We start from the raw sequence: 17289 nt of genomic DNA, 5'->3' as shown, positions 1-17289 counted from the left end.
AACATCGCCTCACCTGCGGCAAGCAAACCTGCCCCGATTTTTCGCAATGTCAGTAATTCGTCCGGGAAGTCCTAATTTTATCGAGAATAATATAGCTTCGTTGCATCAGCTCTCTCGATAAAGCGTAGCTCGTGTTCCTGTTTTTTGGTAAGAATACGCAGGTCGATGGGCAAACCGAGCGAGAAATCCTCCGCAGCAGCTCTCAATTGTGCAAAATTAGAGTTGTCCGCACAAACGCAGAGAACGTCTATGTCAGACGGATTGGCTGAATTTCTCTGCGCTGACCCAAAAACATACCATTCGGAGCTTTGATCAATATTTCGGCATATCTCGATCATCGAAAATACATTGGCTAGTTGCAGTATTTCGTGAAGTTTCAAAACTTACCTCGGGCAAGGTATCCTAGGGTATCTCCTATTTCAAAAACCTTGGCCTCTAGTCTCTCGGATACCTCGCGTGCTTCAGGCAAGATGACGCCATTCGGATTTGTTTTTAGGAGAATATCAAACTGTCCAAGTTTGTCCCATGCATTTCGAACGTCATCTCCGGTCAGGTCGTATTCATATACAAGCGCTACGCGAAGCCTCTCTCCATTCTTATGGTGGACAAGCAAGAGGTGGTCCGACAAGAAATTTACGGCCAAAACTCGGCTATGTTGCCTAAGTGCTCGAATGCTAAACGCAATTTCGGGGTTCTCAGTTGTCTCCGGTGAGTCCGAGTTTATAGCTCTCATAAGAACTCCCCACTGGCCCCAAGCTTTCCCATGGCTTTCGCACAGTTCAATCGCTGCACCTGTCCATCTTCCAGCTTTTGGGAAGTTGACGATCAAGGAGACTTCAGAGTTTAGATACGGAGCAATATGCTCGGTCTCTACCAGTTTGACCTTTAGAATGGCAGCCTGGAAGGGGGCGTACTTCTTTCTCGCGATTTCTACGACATTTTCACTCAGCCAGCTTACTGATTTAACCTCACTATGTTCGTGCAGGATTTTTTCTATAAATTTGTCTGCCATGTTCAGACCGCTATGTTTTCCATTTCAGCTGGGAAGCGAGAATTCGGTACCTCTTGACCCTCCAAATGTCTCATCAATAGTCCTTGAACGTGAAATCGGAAACGCTCGCGCGTTTGAACTTCAGGTTCTGTCAACAACGAAGAGTTGGCGTCGAGCCAATCGATTATTCTTAAGCTGTTCGGGATAATCGTTGATTTTAATCGCTTCTTCCATGCTGTTGCTTCGGCTGCTTCAGGATTAAAGCGGTATTCGTTGTCAGGGCCGATCTCGCGATGCACCATCGCATTTTCAAGAAGCAAAGGTTGAATTTTTGCACGGAGTTCACCCCGGATGTTCAGAGAATGGACGCCAAATGCTCGTTCACGCTTTTTTTTGTGCTCCTCCTTCCACTTTTGCATCAGTTCCGCAGTGTAGTGTTCGGGCACCTTATCTGCCATGGTATGGCAATTGGCGCATAACAAGATGATGTTGTCGTAGGCTCCACGATCAGCTTCGCTGAGGTCGTGATCTGTTCGAGGGCCGCCATCAACTGCCGCGAAGATATGGGCCATCTCCGCTAGGTGGGGGTAGTCTTCAAACCCCTCAGGGAACAGTTGTCTGTTGCAAGCAGGATTTTGGCAAAAGCCAGCAGAATCAGTGAACAGCTTTAGCTTCGTGGCCGCGTTGGGCGCCGCTTTCCCCCGGCTACATGCCATTGTAAATCCTTCGATATTAAACCAATGCAACTGTCTGTAGTCTGCGCACCTTAGGGCTGCAATCCGTCTGTGTCCACTGGATTGGCGCTACCCTATTGCTACGTCAAAATGGTTGCGCCGAGGTTGCATGGCCATCAGCCTTCATTGACTGTCTATTCGTGCGACTTAGTTTTCTGTGGGAGGACATGTAGTTTTCGGGCACTCCACCACCACCCCACACCCCACTAAAACCTCACCGTATCCCCCTCCATCGCCTTCTCCAGCAACACCCCATAAGCCTCTTTCGGAATATCCACCGCCCCAAACGTCTTCAGATGCTCGGTGGTGAACTGCGTGTCGAGCAGCGTAAACCCGCGCTCCCGCAACCGCTCCACCAGATGCACGAGACAGATCTTCGACGCATTCGTGCGCCGTGAAAACATGCTCTCGCCAAAAAACGCCGAGCCCAGCGACACCCCGTAGAGGCCGCCGACCAGCTCCTCGCCCTCGAAGGCCTCGACGCTGTGCGCATGGCCGAGGCAGTGCAGCGCGCCGTAGAGCTCGCGGATGGTCTGGTTGATCCAGGTGCTCGGCCGGTCGGGGGCGGCTTCGGCGCATTTGTCGACCACGGCGTCGAAGGCGGTGTCGAAGCGGATGTCGAAGGGGCGTTTGCGGATCGCCTTTGAAAGGCTCGCGGAGACGTGGAATTCGTCGAGGGGGATGATCCCCCGGATCTCCGGCTCGACCCAGAACAGTTCGGGGTCGTCGGCTGAATCTGACATCGGGAAAAGCCCGATGGAATAGGCGCGCAGCAGGAGCTCCGGTGTAATCCCCTGGTCCCTGCCGCGTCGCCCAGCCATGTGTGTATCAGGCCGAGGTTTCGGCCAGATAGTGTTCCAGCCAATGGATGTCGTAGTCGCCGTTGGCGATGTCCTGGTTGGCCACGAGATCTTGGAACAGCGGCAGCGTCGTCTTGATGCCGTCGACGACGAATTCGTCGAGCACGCGGCGCAGGCGCATCATGCATTCGACGCGGGTGCGTCCATGCACGATCAGCTTGCCGATCAGGCTGTCATAATAAGGCGGGATCTTGTAGCCGGCATAGACGCCGGAATCGACGCGAACGCCGAGACCACCCGGGGCATGGAAATGCGTGATCGTGCCGGGCGACGGCACGAAGGTGCGCGGGTCCTCGGCATTGATGCGGCATTCGATGGCGTGTCCCGAGAAGACGATCTGGTCCTGCGTGACCGAGAGGCCGGCGCCGGAGGCGACACGGATCTGCTCATGCACGAGGTCGATGCCGGTGATGGCTTCGGTGATCGGATGCTCGACCTGCAGGCGGGTGTTCATCTCGATGAAGAAGAACTCGCCGTTTTCGTAGAGGAATTCGATCGTGCCGGCGCCCCGGTACTTCATCTTCTTCATCGCGTCAGCGCAGATCTGGCCGATCTTCATGCGCTGCTCGACGTTGAGGGCAGGGGAATTGGCTTCTTCCCAGACCTTCTGGTGGCGGCGCTGCAAAGAGCAGTCGCGTTCGCCGAGATGGATGGCATTGCCGGCGCCATCGCCGACCACCTGCACCTCGATATGGCGCGGCTTGCCGAGATATTTTTCCATGTAGACGGCGTCGTTGCCGAAAGCGGCGAGCGCTTCGGAGCGGGCGGTCGACACGGCTTCTTCCAGTTCGGCCTCGTTCTTCGCCACCTTCATGCCACGACCACCGCCACCGGCGGTCGCCTTGATCAGCACGGGGAAGCCGATCTCGCGGGCGATCTTCATCGCGTTTTCCGGCAGCACTTCGCCGTCAGAACCGGGAACGACGGGAATGCCGAGTTCGACTGCGGTCTTCTTCGCCGTGATCTTGTCGCCCATCAGGCGGATATGCTCCGCCGTCGGTCCGATGAAGGTGATGCCATGGGCGTCGAGGATATCGGCGAACTTGGCGTTTTCAGACAGGAAGCCGTAGCCCGGATGCACGGCGTCGGCGCCGGTGATCTCGCAGGCAGCGACGATCTGGTGGATGTTGAGATAGCTGTCGCGCGACGGCGGCGGGCCGATGCACACGCTTTCGTCGGCGAGCCGCACATGCATGGCGTCCGCATCGGCCGTCGAATGGACGGCGACGGTCGCAATGCCGAGTTCCTTGCAGGCGCGCAGAACGCGGAGCGCAATTTCGCCTCGGTTGGCGATGAGGATCTTCGAGATGGCTGTCATCCGGCTTACTCGATGATCACGAGGGGCTCGCCGTATTCGACCGGGCTTGCGTCGTTGACGATGATTTCAACGACCTTGCCGGACTTGGGCGAGGGGATCTGGTTCATGGTCTTCATGGCTTCGATGATCAGGATGGTCTGACCTTCCTTGACCGTGGCGCCGACTTCGACGAAGGCGCGGGCACCCGGGGCCGGAGACAGGTAGACGGTGCCGACCATCGGTGCGGTCACGGCCTTGGAGAGGTCGCGGCCGGCAGGAGCGGCCGGTGCTGCGGCGGCAGCGGGCGCTGCGGCGGCGGCCGGGGCGGCAGGAGCCTGGTAGGCATAGCCCTGCATCTGCTGCGGCATCATGACAGGGGTGCCGTTGCGCGAAACGCGGATGCGCAGATCGTCCTGCTCCACTTCGATCTCGGTCAGGTCCGTGTCGTTGAGGATGTTTGCGAGATCGCGGATCAGCGCCTGGTCGATTCCCGTCTTCTTGTCAGCCATGGATGGATGTCCTGTATTCTTGTTATTGCGTGAGGGTCTTGAGCGCCTGCAGCGCCAGAATGTAGCTATGGGGGCCGAAACCGCAGATGACGCCCTTTGCGGCGGGCGCTATCATCGATTTGTGGCGGAATTCCTCGCGTGCATGCACGTTGGAAATATGCACCTCGATCACCGGCAGCGGCGAGATCGCGCGAATGGCGTCATGCAGGGCGACCGAAGTGTGGGTATAGGCGCCGGCATTGAAGGCCACGCCTGCGGCTTTTTCGCCAGCTTCATGCAGCCAGTCGACGAGCATGCCCTCGTGGTTCGACTGGCGGAAATCGACGGTCAGGCCCAGGTCTGCGCCTGCTTTTTGGCAATCGGCCTCGATATCGGCGAGCGTCTTGCCGCCATAAATCCCCGGTTCCCGCTTGCCCAGCATGTTGAGATTGGGGCCGTTCAGCACGAAAATGGTTTTGCTCATCTACGCTTCCGTCGACTTTCAACCGCCTCCTATAGACCGTGAGGCCCTGTAGGGAAAGCCCTTAGGCCGGATCGAGCCTGCCCATCCCCGGAAATCGGGGATAAGGTTAAGCCGACGGGCGGTGGAAGGGGCGTGGAATCAGCAGGTCGCCTTGCCGCAGGAGCGGACATTCCCGACCTTGTCCTCGATCGCAGCGGAACCCACGGCGCCGGGAACCATCTCGTTGCCGATCACATAGGACGGCGTACCGGTGATGCCGAGGCTGGTGGCCAGCGCATAGGTTTCCTGCACGGACTGCTCGTTCGGGCTCTCTGCCATCTTCGCCCGGATCGCCTCTTCGGTCATGCCGAGGACGGCCGCAATTGCAATCGCGCTCGCCTCGTCCGCCCGTTCGCCCGATGTCATCATGGCGCGGAAGAAGTCGCCGTATTTCTCAGGTGCCAGCTTGCGCACGGCATCCGACACCTTGTGGGCGGCGAGCGAATCCGGACCCAGGATCGGGAATTCCTTCAGCACGTAGCGGATGTTCTTGTCCTTCTCGAGCACGGCTTCCATGTCGGGATGGGCACGACGGCAATAGCCGCAATTGTAGTCGAAGAACTCGACGACGGTGACGTCACCCTTGGGATTGCCGATGGCAAGGTCGTGGCTGGATTGGAAAATTGTGTCCTTGTTGGTCGTGACGGCAGCCGCCGATTTTTCGAGCCGGGCGGCATCCTGCTTCTGCTGCAGCGCGTCCTGCACCTCCAGCATGATCTCCGGGTTCTCCATCAGGTATTCCCGGATGAAGTCGCCCATTTCCTTCTTCTGCGCATCATCTAGAGCTGAGGCGGGAAGCGGCATCAGGGCCGGCAGGAGAGCCACGGCGGTCGCGGCGATCATCTTGAAGTTCAGGCCCATGTCGTTCTCGTCCTCGTTTCTGCACGTTGCGTATCGGCCGGCGTTCCCGGCGCGGCTCGCATGCCTAGCCTAACGATAAGCCTTGGCAAGGGAAATCGCATTTTTGGCCAGATGTGTCCCAAGCCTCCATTGTGATGCCGCGCGCTTTGCGGCAAATGTCTGGCAGTCCGCATTCAGGAGCCGATTTCTTGATCTCGATTTCAAAACGCAGTGCCGTCGAACCCTTCCACGCCATGGATATCCTGGCAGAGGCCACCCGCCGCAAGGCCGAAGGCCGCCCGGTCATCTCCATGGCCGTCGGCCAGCCCGGCCATCCGGCACCGCAGGCAGCGCTCTCCGCAGCCCGCACGGCACTCGAAGGCGGTCGCATCGGCTATACCGACGCGCTCGGCATGACGGCGCTCAGACAGGCGCTGGCGGAAGAATATCGACGCCGCCACGGCGTTGCCGTCGACTGGAACCGCATCGTGGTCACCACAGGCTCTTCCGCCGGCTTCAACCTCGCCTTCCTCTCGCTCTTCGATGTCGGTGATGCCGTGGCGATCGCAAGGCCCGGTTATCCCGCCTATCGCAGCATCCTGGCCGCGCTTGGCCTCAAGGTCATCGAAGTCGCCGTCGGCGCCGAGACCGGCTACACGCTGACGCCTGAGAGCCTGGAGCGTGCGCAAACGGAAGCCGGTATGCGCCTCAAGGGCGTGCTGTTGGCAAGCCCGGCGAACCCGACCGGCACCGTCACGACGCGCGCCCAGCTCACTGACGTCTACAACTACTGTCAGGGGCAGGGGATCACGCTGATTTCAGACGAGATCTATCACGGCCTGACCTATGGCGCGGAAGAGACGACGGCGCTGGAGATCGGCAATGAGGCGGTCATCATCAACTCCTTCTCCAAGTATTACTGCATGACCGGCTGGCGCATCGGCTGGATGGTGCTGCCGGACGAGCTCGTCCGGCCGGTCGAATGCGTCGCTCAGAGCCTCTACATCTCGGCGCCAGAGCTCTCGCAGATCGCAGCCCTTGCGGCGCTCGGCGCGACCGAGGAACTCGACGGCTACAAGGCCGCCTGCCGCGCCAACCGCGATTTCCTCGCCAAGCGCTTGCCCGAACTCGGTTTGCCGCTGCTCTCGCCGATGGACGGCGCCTTCTACGCCTATGTGGATGCAAGCCGCTTCACCAATGACAGCATGGCCTTCGCCAAACGCATTCTCGCCGAGACCGATGTCGCCGTCACCCCCGGCCGCGACTTCGACCCGCTCGACGGTCATCTGGCGCTGCGTCTCTCCTATGCGGGCACGATGCAGGAAATGGTCGAGGCGACGAACCGGCTCGAAAAATGGCTGGTCTAATCATTTCGGCAATTCGCGAAATGGATTCTTCGTCAATCGCTTGGCGGCGTTTTCCGACTCAATCTCGCAAGGTCTTGAATCATCCTGTGAAGGCGCCGAGGACTGAAAGGCAGAGCATGTAATGACTGTGGCATCTTCTTCTCCCCTGAATACCGCTCCCGAAATCCTCACCGCCCGCACCCGGATGCGCGCCCACCGGATCGAGGATTTCGACGCCATGGTGGACATGTGGCGCGACGACATCGTCACACGCTACATCCTCGGACGACCGTCGACGGCAAGCGAAACCTGGAGCCGGCTGTTGCGCTATATCGGCCATTGGCAGGCGCTCGGTTTCGGCTACTGGGCGATCGAGGACCGCGACACCGGCCGTTTCATCGGGGAGGTTGGCTTTGCCGACTACAAGCGCGAGATCGAGCCGTCGCTCGGGGATCTGCCGGAAGCCGGCTGGGTGCTGGCGCCGGCGGTTCATGGCAAGGGGATCGCCACCGAAGTGATGACGGCGGCCCTCGACTGGGCCGATCGAAACTTCTCCGATCCGCAGACCGTCTGCATCTTCGATCCCGAGCACCAGGGTTCGATGCGGGTGGCGGCAAAACTCGGCTATCGGCCGAGCCATCTTGCCACCTTCATGGACAAGCCCACCCAGGTCATGACGCGGCTGCGTCCGGGCGGCTGACATCTGATCCTGATCGGCGAGGGGATAGGAAGCCCCGGCCGACAACTCACCTGTGCTGAAATGCAAAAGGCCCTGCGCGAGCAGGGCCTTTGACGTTTTAGGATCGTTGAGGCGGGTCTCAGAAGAAACCGCGCTTCTGCCACCATCCGCCCTTCTTGGGCTTGGAGGCATCGGCCGTCTCTTCGGCCGACTTGGCCGAGGTGACCACCGGTTCCGAGACGGTTACGGTCGATTCGCGATTGGCGCGAACCGGCTTGTCTTCTGCAGCGACTGCTTCGTCCTTCACCGCTTCGGCAGCCGGTTCAGCTGCCGCAACCTCCACAGGCGCGGCGACCGGTGCAGGCTGCGCGGCCGGTGCTGCGTCTTCAACAACCACGGCTTCGACCGGCTCGACAACGGCCTTGGCTTTGCGCGTCCGGCGCGGCTTCGGTGCGTCTGCAACGACAGCCGCCTCTTCCTCGACCGCAGCCATGACCGGCGTCACTTCGACCACGCGTTCGTGAGCGGCCTCTTCGGCGGTTTCGTCATCGCCGTTCGCGTCGTTGTCGTCGCCTTCCTCGCCATTGCCCTCGATCGAGCCTTCTTCGCCCGGACGGTTGCGACGACCACCACGTTTGCCGCGACGGCGGCGCTTGCGCTTCTGGCCATCCTCACCAATCGTGTCGCCGTCGGCATCGACGCGCGCCTCGCCATTGGTTTCGGCGATATCGTCCTCGCCCTCGTCACCATCCTCGTCATCGGCATCACTGCCATTGTCGCCGGATGCATGACCGTCGCCATTGCCGTTCTGGCCGTTCTTGCCACGGCGGCGACGACGACGCTTGCGCTTGCGATTGCCCTGTTCGTCGCTGGAGGCCCCGGCAGCAGACGGCGCGCGCGCGGCAGGTTCCGAAGCGACGATGACTTCGTCCTCTTCGTCCTCGTCCTCGGGCTCCGGAACGTAATCGTCCTCTTCCTCGATCTCGGGCAGAAGCGACAGCAGGCTTTCGATCTTCACCGGGTTTTCGACGGCTTCACCGCGCTCGATGGTGAAGTGCTGCGAGCCACCATGCTGGGCCGGCATGCCGCCGTCGATGACGATCGAGACGCCGAAGCGGCCTTCGTAGTCGACGATGGTGTCGCGCTTCTGGTTCAAGAGGTAGAGCGCCGTCTCCGGCGTGGTGTGCACGATGATATCGTGCGTGGTGCTCTTCAGCAGGAATTCCTCGATGCCGCGCAGGACGTGCAGGGCAACGGACGACTGCGAGCGGATGAGGCCGGTGCCTGCGCAATGCGGGCAGACCTGCGTGGTCGATTCCAGCACCGAGGCGCGGATGCGCTGACGCGACATTTCGAGCAGGCCGAAATGCGAGATGCGGCCGACCTGAATGCGGGCGCGGTCGTTCTTCAGGCAATCCTTCAGCTTCTTCTCGACGGCGCGGTTGTTGCGCTTCTCTTCCATGTCGATGAAGTCGATGACGATGAGGCCGGCCAAGTCGCGCAGACGCAGCTGACGGGCAACTTCTTCAGCGGCCTCCAGGTTTGTCTGGAGCGCGGTGTCCTCGATCGAGTATTCGCGGGTCGAACGACCGGAGTTCACGTCGATCGAAACCAGCGCTTCCGTCTGGTTGATGATGATGTAGCCACCGGACTTCAGCGTCACCTGTGGCTGCAGCATCTTGTCGAGCTGGGCTTCGATGCCCGAGCGCGCGAAGATCGGATGCAGGTCGCGATAGGGCTGAACCACCTTGGCATGGCTCGGCATCAGCATCTTCATGAAGTCTTTCGCTTCACGATAGCCTTCTTCGCCCGAGACGATGATCTCGGAAATGTCCTTGTTGTAGAGGTCGCGGATCGAGCGCTTGATCAGCGATCCCTCTTCGTAAACCAGGCACGGCGCGGTCGAAGCAAGCGTCAGCGTGCGGACGTTCTCCCACAGGCGCATCAGATATTCGAAGTCGCGCTTGATCTCGACCTTGGTGCGGTTGGCACCGGCCGTGCGCAGGATCACGCCCATGCCCTGCGGCACTTCGAGGCCGCGGGCGATTTCCTTCAGGCGCTTGCGGTCGGTCGGCTGGGTGATCTTGCGGGAAATGCCGCCGCCACGCGCCGTGTTCGGCATCAGGACCGAGTAACGGCCGGCGAGCGACAGATAGGTGGTGAGAGCCGCACCCTTGTTGCCGCGCTCTTCCTTGGCGACCTGCACGAGCAGGATCTGCCGGCGCTTGATCACTTCCTGGATGCGATACTGCTTGCGCGGCTTGCGCTGGACGCGGTCCGGAACCTCTTCCATGGCGTCTTCGGCGCCAACGGATTCGATTTCTTCCTTTTCCTCGATGTGGCCATCGTCATCATCGTCGTCGTCGTCATTGCGACCACGGCGACCGCCGGCATCTTCGGAAATTTCGTCCATGTCGACCATGGCAGCGATCGTGCCACCGGATGCATCGTCGTCAGAGGCCTCCTCGGAGGCAGCTTCTTCGGCCGCAACCTTCTTGGCGCGCGGCTTGCGAACCCGCTTCGGCTTGGCCTTCGGCGCAACCTCTTCTTCGGAGACAGCGACCACTTCGGCTTCGGCTTCGACAGCTTCGGCAACGGCCTCCGGCTCTGCAGCCGTCTCGTTTTCTTCGGAAGCGGCAGCAGCCTGGGCAACGATGCCGATGTCGGGCTGGTCCTGCTGGGCGGGATCGTTGAAGACTTCGTCGCCTTCGACGTCATTTTCCTTGCGGTGCTCTTCGGCTTCGGCACGAAGCAGCGCCTGACGGTCGGCGAGGGGGATCTGGTAGTAGTCGGGATGGATTTCGGCGAAAGCCAGGAAGCCGTGGCGGTTGCCGCCGTAATCGACGAAGGCGGCCTGCAGCGAGGGCTCGACCCTCGTTACCTTCGCAAGGTAGATATTGCCTCGAATTTGCTTCTTATGTTGGGACTCGAAGTCGAATTCTTCAATACGGTTACCGCGAACAACGACAACGCGCGTCTCTTCCTCGTGAGACGCGTCGATCAGCATTTTGTCTGCCATTTAAGCTGTGCTCCTCGGCGCCCTCGGTCGGTGGTCCACCCGCGCGCTGTACAAAGAAGCGGCTGGAACCTAGCGGACTGTGCGCCGGATATAGATGTGGACGCACGGAGGACCGGGTTTGCAACATCCGGACGGTCCTCGGGAAATCTTCAGATCCCGGTCCGTTCGTGGTCATGTGAACCTGTTGCAAAGACATCAAAAACCGTACGTCAACGACAATGATATGGACCCCTCGGGATCCGATGAATGCTCGGTGAAGAGCGTTGGTGGAGAGCCACCGTTGATGGGCCGGCCATGCCGGCATGTTGAACCAGTTTCAGGCAAAAGTGCCGAGACGGCAGATGAGTATTCCGGCTAAACAGGCGCCAAATCCAAAGGTCTGAGGTTGGCAGCCGTGGCGGAAACTCTATCCCGTTTGCACTTTTATCCCTCTCTTGCCTTGTATGTTTTCTCCGTCACAATAGCAAGAGCAAACGGATTTATGCCATAATGGCAGTCGATTAGAGCGATTGCTTCAATCGCAGTGATTCAGTCGCAAAACAGGTCACAGTCCGTGTTTTTTCGTCATGATTTGGTCATCGGGGCGACGCAAGCGGCATGCAATCGAACGAAACGACGCAAGGGGCGCAGCTGTGATCTTGGTCACAGCCGATTGTTCCGCGCCATGGGGGCGGCATTTGAACAGCGGATTTAAGCACGAAGTCGGTGGAAGGGCCGCTGTGATTGGCCGAATCGTCGTGGCGGCCGTCTGGCTGGTTTTCGGCGTGCTGGCAGGGCAGGGTGCAGCGCTTGCATCCTCTCCCGATGCGCCGAGCGACAAACTGCTTGCCTATGCCGCCCGCATTGCCGGCGACGATGCCCGCACCCGCATCGTCATCGATTTCGACCAGAAGCCCGACTTTGAGGTGCGTTACATCGCGAGTCCCGACCGCATCGTGGTCGACCTGCCGGCAACGGCCTTCGGTTTCGCCGCCGACACGCTGGCGCCGACGGGCCTGTTCAGCGATATCCGGTTCGGCTCGATGGACGACACCTCGGCCCGCCTCGTTCTGACTGCCGCCCGTCCGGCGCGGCTGGTCACGGCGGAGGCGGTCGAAAACGAAGACGGCAAGGGGTTTCGTCTCGTTCTTGATGCCGAACTTGTTCCACAGCAGGATTTCGCCGCCCTTGTGGCTGCCCAGGCCTGGACCCCGGCTGCCGCCCCGCCGCCGATCGATCCGGCGGCTGCGCCGGTCGATCCGGCCGCATCCGAATTCGTCATCGCGATCGATGCTGGCCATGGCGGCATCGATGCGGGCGCAACCGGCGCCACCAGCAAGACGGCCGAAAAGGATATCACGCTCGCCTTTGCCAAGGTGCTGCATGACAAGCTCGCCAAGCAGCCGGGCATCCGCGCCGTGCTCACCCGCGACACCGACCGTTTCCTGTCCCTGTCCGAGCGCGTCGTCGTTGCCCGCCAGAAGGGCGCGCAGCTGCTGATTTCCCTGCATGCCGATACGCTTCGCCAGGGCGACATCCGCGGTGCCACCGTCTACACGATCTCCGACAAGGCCTCCGACCATATGGCGGCCCAGCTGGCTGAGCGCGAGAATTTCTCCGACACCCTGGGGGGCGTGGAACTGCCGGCCGAGACCGCGGAGGTCAACGACATCCTGCTCGATCTCACGCGCCGCGAAACGCAAGCCTTCTCGATTTCGCTCGCCCAGGCCGTTGTCGGTTCCTTCGAGGGCCAGATATCGCTGATCAACAATCCGCATCGCCACGCCGGCTTCCGCGTGCTCCAGGCCCCGGACATGCCGTCCATCCTGCTGGAGCTCGGTTTCCTGTCGAACAAGGACGACGAGGCGTTGTTGCTCGATCCGGCCTGGCGCGAGAAGGTGGCCGACCTGCTGGTCGAGGCCGTCAGGCGCTACAGGGCGCCGCTGGTCGCCAATGGCGGATAGGTCACACTGACGTGTAAGCTGTTGACCTGCGAGGCAGAAGCGCGGCGCGGCCCTATTTTCCTCACAATGTGCCCGTTACTCGGACCCTCGTATCGCATGGTCTTCCGCGTCTCGAATCGCTTTGACCGTGGGAGTGCCTCGCATGTCTTGCCATCCATCGCATGACGTGCAAAACGCCACGGGGTGTGCGAAGCTTTTCGCGGCGCGCTGACCCTGAAGCCATAGCCGGTAGCGGAACATGATCAGACTGATTGGATATCTCTTCGGATTGGCGTCCGTGCTGGCGCTCGGCGTGGCCGTCGTGGTGGCCGTCTATCTGAACGGGATGACCAAGGACCTGCCGAACTACGAGGTTCTGGCCAGCTACGCGCCGCCGGTCACCACCCGCATCCATGCCGGCAACGGCGCGCTGATGGCCGAATATGCCCGCGAGCGCCGTCTCTTCCTGCCGATCCAGGCCATTCCGGATCGCGTCAAGGCGGCCTTCCTCTCGGCGGAAGACAAGAATTTCTATAACCATCCCGGCGTCGACATCTACGGTCTCGGTCGCGCGATCCTGGTCAACCTGCAGAACTTCGGCTCCGGCCGTCGCCCCGTCGGCGCCTCGACGATTACCCAGCAGGTGGCGAAGAACTTCCTGCTCAGCGCCGACCAGACGATGGACCGCAAGATTAAGGAAGCGATTCTCTCCTTCCGCATCGAGCAGACCTATTCCAAGGACAAGATCCTCGAACTCTATCTGAACGAGATCTTCTTCGGCATGAATGCCTATGGCATCGCCGGTGCGGCCCTTACCTATTTCGACAAGTCTGTCACTGAACTGACGGTCGCCGAGACCGCCTATCTCGCGGCTCTCCCCAAGGGTCCGAACAACTACCATCCCTTCCGCCGCGAAGCGGCCGCCATCGAGCGCCGCAACTGGGTTATCGATCGCATGGTCGAAAACGGCTTCGTCACGCAGGAAGAGGGCAGTGCCGCCAAGCAGCAGCCGCTCGGCGTCAAGATCCGCCGCACCGGCTCCTATCTTTTCGCATCCGACTATTTCTCCGAGGAAGTCCGCCGTCAGATCATCGAGAAGTATGGCGACAAGGCTCTTTACGAAGGTGGCCTGTCGGTCCGCACCTCGCTTGATCCCGACATGCAGATCGCAGCCCGCAAGGCATTGCAGTCGACGCTCCTGACCTATGACCAGCGTCGCGGCTTCCGTGGCCCGATCAAGCAGATCCCGACAACGCCCGATTGGGGCGTGCCCTTGGCCGACATCCCCGCACTCGCTGATGTGCCGGAATGGAAGGTTGCCGTGGTGCTCGACGTCTCGGCCGACGGTGTTGACATTGGCCTGCAGCCAGCGAAGGAGGGCGGCGGCAAGGTCGCCGCCGAGCGCCTGCGCGGTCGCATCGAGCCCGACAATATGGAATGGGCCTATCGCTCGGCCAGTGGCGATCGCAAATCGGCAAAGTCGCCCCAGGGCGTTCTGGCGCCGGGTGACGTCATCTATGTCGAGCCTCTTGAGCCGAAGGGCAATTCCTATCGCCTGCGCCAGTTGCCCAAGGTTCAGGGTGGTCTCGTCGCCATGGATCCGCATACCGGCCGCGTTCTCGCCATTTCCGGCGGGTTCTCCTATTCGCAGTCGGAGTTCAACCGCGCCACCCAGGCCATGCGCCAGCCTGGTTCCTCCTTCAAGCCCTTCGTCTACGCGGCAGCCCTCGATACCGGCTACACACCGGCATCCGTCATCATGGACGCGCCGATCGAATTCGTCTCCGGTGGTCAGGTCTGGCGTCCGCAGAACTACGGTGGCGGTTCGGCCGGCCCTCAGACGCTGCGCATGGGCATCGAAAAATCGCGTAACCTGATGACGGTGCGGCTCGCCAACGACATGGGCATGAACCTGGTTGCCGAATATGCCGAACGCTTCGGAGTCTATGACAAGATGAACCCGGTTCTCGCCATGTCGCTCGGCTCTGGCGAAACCACGGTTCTGCGCATGGTCTCGGCCTATGCCGTGTTTGCCAATGGCGGCAAGCAGATCAAGCCGACGCTGATCGACCGTATCCAGGACCGCCACGGCAAGACCATCTTCCGCCACGAGGACCGCATCTGCGAGGGCTGCAATGCTGAACAGTTCAGCGGCCAGGAAGAACCCACTGTCGTCGACAATCGTCAGCAGGTCCTCGATCCGATGACCGCCTACCAGATCACGTCGATGATGGAAGGTGTCATCAAACGGGGTACGGCGGCCGGCAAGATCAAGCTCGACCGTCCGGTCGCCGGCAAGACAGGAACCTCGAACGACGAGAAGGACGCCTGGTTCGTCGGCTACACGCCCGACCTCGTCGCCGGCGTCTATATCGGCTTCGACAATCCGGCACCGCTCGGTCGCGGTTCCACCGGCGGCGCTTTGGCCGCACCGGTCTTCAACGACTTCATGCAGATGGCCACCCGCAATACGCCGCCCGGCAAGTTCTTCGTGCCCGAGGGCATGAGCTTCGTCCCGGTCAATCGCACCACCGGCATGTTCGCACTGGAAGGTGAACCGGACACCATCATCGAAGCCTTCAAGCCGGGCACTGGCCCTGCCGACTCTCTCTCGATCATCGGCATGGACGGCTATGCACCGCCGGAGGAAATCCTCAAGGCTTCGCCGCAGGCGAACCAGGCCGTGACCTCGGGTGCCGGCGGCCTGTTCTGACCTGACCCTTTCACCTCCCTTTGCGCCGGCCCTTTACATCAGGGGCCGGCGCAACTATTCGAGGGGCCAGTTTTTTACCCTGTCTCTCATCGAGGCGCATTTTATCGAGGTTGAGAACCAGACTTATGCGGAATGAAATCGAGAACGTAGTCGACGAAATCAAGCAGGCCATAACCCTGCTGAGGAGGCATCTTTGACTGGGACCAGGCGATAAGGCGACTGGACTGGTTGAACAACAAGGCCGAAGACCCGAACCTCTGGAACGATGCTCAGGAAGCCCAGAAGCTGATGCGCGAGCGCCAGCAGCTGGATGACAGCATTGCCGGCGTGAAGCGTCTCGAACAGGCGATGAAGGACAACATCGAACTGATCGAGATGGGCGAGGAAGAGGGCGACGAAAGCGTCGTCAAGGACGCCGAAGACCAGCTGAAGGCCTTGAAGACCGAAGCGGCCCGCCGTCAGGTCGAGGCCATGCTGTCCGGCGAAGCCGACGGCAACGACACCTATATCGAAGTGCATTCCGGCGCCGGCGGTACGGAAAGCCAGGACTGGGCGAACATGCTGTTGCGCATGTATACCCGCTGGGCCGAGCGCTCCGGCTTCAAGGTGGAAGTGCTGGAAGTGCATGACGGTGAAGAAGCCGGCATCAAGTCCGCGACCATTCTGGTCAAGGGTCACAATGCCTATGGCTGGATGAAGACGGAATCGGGCGTGCATCGTCTCGTCCGCATCTCGCCCTATGATTCGAACGCCCGTCGCCACACCTCCTTCTCGTCGATCTGGGTCTACCCGGTCGTCGACGACTCGATCAACATCGAGATCAACGAAAGCGATTGCCGCATCGACACCTATCGCTCGTCGGGTGCGGGTGGTCAGCACGTCAACACGACCGACTCGGCCGTGCGCATCACGCATATCCCGACCGGCATCGTGGTCGCCTGCCAGCAGGAGCGGTCGCAGCACAAGAACAAGGCCAAGGCCTGGGAAATGCTGCGCGCCCGCATGTACGAGGCGGAACTGATGAAGCGGGAAGCCGCTGCCAACGCCGAAGCCGCCTCCAAGACGGATATCGGCTGGGGCCACCAGATCCGTTCCTACGTTCTGCAGCCCTACCAGCTGGTCAAGGACCTGCGTACGGGCGTTGAAAGCACCGATCCGGACAGCGTGCTGAACGGTGAGCTGAACCCGTTCATGGAAGCAGCCCTTGCCCACCGCATCAGCGGCAAGGCGTCGGAAGTGTCGGATATCGACTGAGAGATCGAGGTCAATCGAAGTTTAGACGGCGGGGCTATGCCCCGCCGTTTCTGTTTTGTGACGCAAGCGAGCCGCCAGGCTCGCAGAGGCCCGTCCAGCGGCGGACGGGGTCATGCTGTCGCCGGATTTCTGGGTCTATGTCTGTCCTGGGTGCGTCTGACATCGGAAGCGGAGGGAGGCGTCCATGCGGATCACGTTTCGGCTTCTGTCGCACGACGACCTGTGTCAGCTGCGCTCCTGGTTTCAGGATGAGGAGTTGTCGCGGCGGCTGTCTTTCCCGACGGACGAATGGTTCGCCTATGTGACGAACGAGGCGGCGGTCCGGTGTTGGCTTGCGTTGGAGGCCGGCGAGATCGTTGCCCTGCTTCAGGTTGATAGCGACGACGCCGCGCGAGGCTATCTCGACCTTGCTGTTCGGCCTCAACTGAGACGGCAAGGATATGGCACAGCCATTCTGGCTTCCTTCCTCTCAGGGCCTGGAACCAGTTACGCGCTGCTGGAAGGCAGAATTGCACCCGATAATCTGGCAAGCCTTGCCTGCTGCCGAGGATGTGGTTTCGAGATATCGCCCGAGCCGGATGCCGACGGCTTCCTTCGCGCTCTCTATCGTTCGCCTTAGAAAT

14 protein-coding genes are annotated in these 17289 nt (G+C 60.7%); 6 read left to right on the top strand and 8 right to left on the bottom strand.

Annotated features, from left to right (window positions below):
• Positions 1-376: 376 nt before the first annotated feature.
• The 7 genes from DFO46_RS09570 to DFO46_RS09540 all read right to left on the bottom strand — a co-directional run bounded on the left by DFO46_RS09570 (position 377) and on the right by DFO46_RS09540 (position 5754).
• A complete protein-coding gene (locus tag DFO46_RS09570; protein WP_120277122.1) occupies positions 377-1012 on the bottom strand; it encodes a hypothetical protein in 636 nt (211 codons plus the stop codon).
• Between the two features lie 2 nt (positions 1013-1014).
• Entirely contained in the window at positions 1015-1707 is a 693-nt protein-coding gene (locus DFO46_RS09565) for a hypothetical protein (RefSeq protein ID WP_120277121.1), read from the bottom strand.
• Between the two features lie 224 nt (positions 1708-1931).
• Positions 1932-2546: a leucyl/phenylalanyl-tRNA--protein transferase gene (gene aat / locus DFO46_RS09560; RefSeq protein WP_120277120.1), complete on the bottom strand. Its 615-nt coding sequence runs from the start codon at positions 2544-2546 to the stop codon at positions 1932-1934.
• A 7-nt stretch (positions 2547-2553) separates the two neighbouring features.
• Entirely contained in the window at positions 2554-3903 is a 1350-nt protein-coding gene (accC, locus tag DFO46_RS09555) for an acetyl-CoA carboxylase biotin carboxylase subunit (protein ID WP_120277119.1), read from the bottom strand.
• Positions 3904-3908: 5 nt separating this feature from the next.
• The gene (gene accB, locus DFO46_RS09550; protein ID WP_110793309.1) at positions 3909-4391 is read right to left on the bottom strand and encodes an acetyl-CoA carboxylase biotin carboxyl carrier protein; all 483 of its coding nucleotides are present in this window, start codon (positions 4389-4391) and stop codon (positions 3909-3911) included.
• Between the two features lie 22 nt (positions 4392-4413).
• On the bottom strand, positions 4414-4854 hold the full coding sequence (gene aroQ, locus DFO46_RS09545) for a type II 3-dehydroquinate dehydratase (protein ID WP_110793308.1): 441 nt from the start codon (positions 4852-4854) through the stop codon (positions 4414-4416).
• Between the two features lie 138 nt (positions 4855-4992).
• Entirely contained in the window at positions 4993-5754 is a 762-nt protein-coding gene (locus tag DFO46_RS09540; RefSeq protein WP_120277118.1) for a DsbA family protein, read from the bottom strand.
• Between the two features lie 188 nt (positions 5755-5942).
• Between DFO46_RS09540 and DFO46_RS09535 the strand changes: the two genes are divergently transcribed.
• Both DFO46_RS09535 and DFO46_RS09530 read left to right on the top strand, forming a co-directional pair.
• On the top strand, positions 5943-7100 hold the full coding sequence (locus tag DFO46_RS09535; RefSeq protein WP_120277117.1) for an aminotransferase class I/II-fold pyridoxal phosphate-dependent enzyme: 1158 nt from the start codon (positions 5943-5945) through the stop codon (positions 7098-7100).
• A 121-nt stretch (positions 7101-7221) separates the two neighbouring features.
• Positions 7222-7779: a GNAT family N-acetyltransferase gene (locus DFO46_RS09530; RefSeq protein WP_110793305.1), complete on the top strand. Its 558-nt coding sequence runs from the start codon at positions 7222-7224 to the stop codon at positions 7777-7779.
• 118 nt (positions 7780-7897) lie between these two features.
• Here the strand turns inward: DFO46_RS09530 and DFO46_RS09525 are convergent, their stop codons facing one another.
• Positions 7898-10777 carry a ribonuclease E/G gene (locus tag DFO46_RS09525; RefSeq protein WP_120277116.1) on the bottom strand — a complete coding sequence of 960 codons (2880 nt, stop codon included), beginning with the start codon at positions 10775-10777 and terminating at the stop codon, positions 7898-7900.
• A gap of 764 nt (positions 10778-11541) precedes the next feature.
• Between DFO46_RS09525 and DFO46_RS09520 the strand changes: the two genes are divergently transcribed.
• The 4 genes from DFO46_RS09520 to DFO46_RS09505 all read left to right on the top strand — a co-directional run bounded on the left by DFO46_RS09520 (position 11542) and on the right by DFO46_RS09505 (position 17285).
• Entirely contained in the window at positions 11542-12720 is a 1179-nt protein-coding gene (locus DFO46_RS09520; protein WP_245422609.1) for an N-acetylmuramoyl-L-alanine amidase, read from the top strand.
• Between the two features lie 238 nt (positions 12721-12958).
• Entirely contained in the window at positions 12959-15412 is a 2454-nt protein-coding gene (locus DFO46_RS09515; RefSeq protein WP_120277114.1) for a penicillin-binding protein 1A, read from the top strand.
• 125 nt (positions 15413-15537) lie between these two features.
• Positions 15538-16666, top strand: a protein-coding gene (prfB, locus tag DFO46_RS09510; protein WP_165826359.1) for a peptide chain release factor 2 whose coding sequence is annotated in 2 segments (ribosomal slippage) — positions 15538-15606 and positions 15608-16666 — 1128 coding nt in all. Because the reading frame shifts where the segments join, the coding sequence is not laid out codon by codon here.
• A 184-nt stretch (positions 16667-16850) separates the two neighbouring features.
• Positions 16851-17285 carry a GNAT family N-acetyltransferase gene (locus DFO46_RS09505; RefSeq protein WP_120277113.1) on the top strand — a complete coding sequence of 145 codons (435 nt, stop codon included), beginning with the start codon at positions 16851-16853 and terminating at the stop codon, positions 17283-17285.
• Positions 17286-17289 lie beyond the last annotated feature (4 nt).

Origin of the sequence: Rhizobium sp. AG855 (assembly GCF_003610655.1) — a bacterium.
GTDB lineage: Bacteria > Pseudomonadota > Alphaproteobacteria > Rhizobiales > Rhizobiaceae > Allorhizobium > Allorhizobium wuzhouense.
This window is presented reverse-complemented; position numbering and strand designations above follow the sequence as displayed.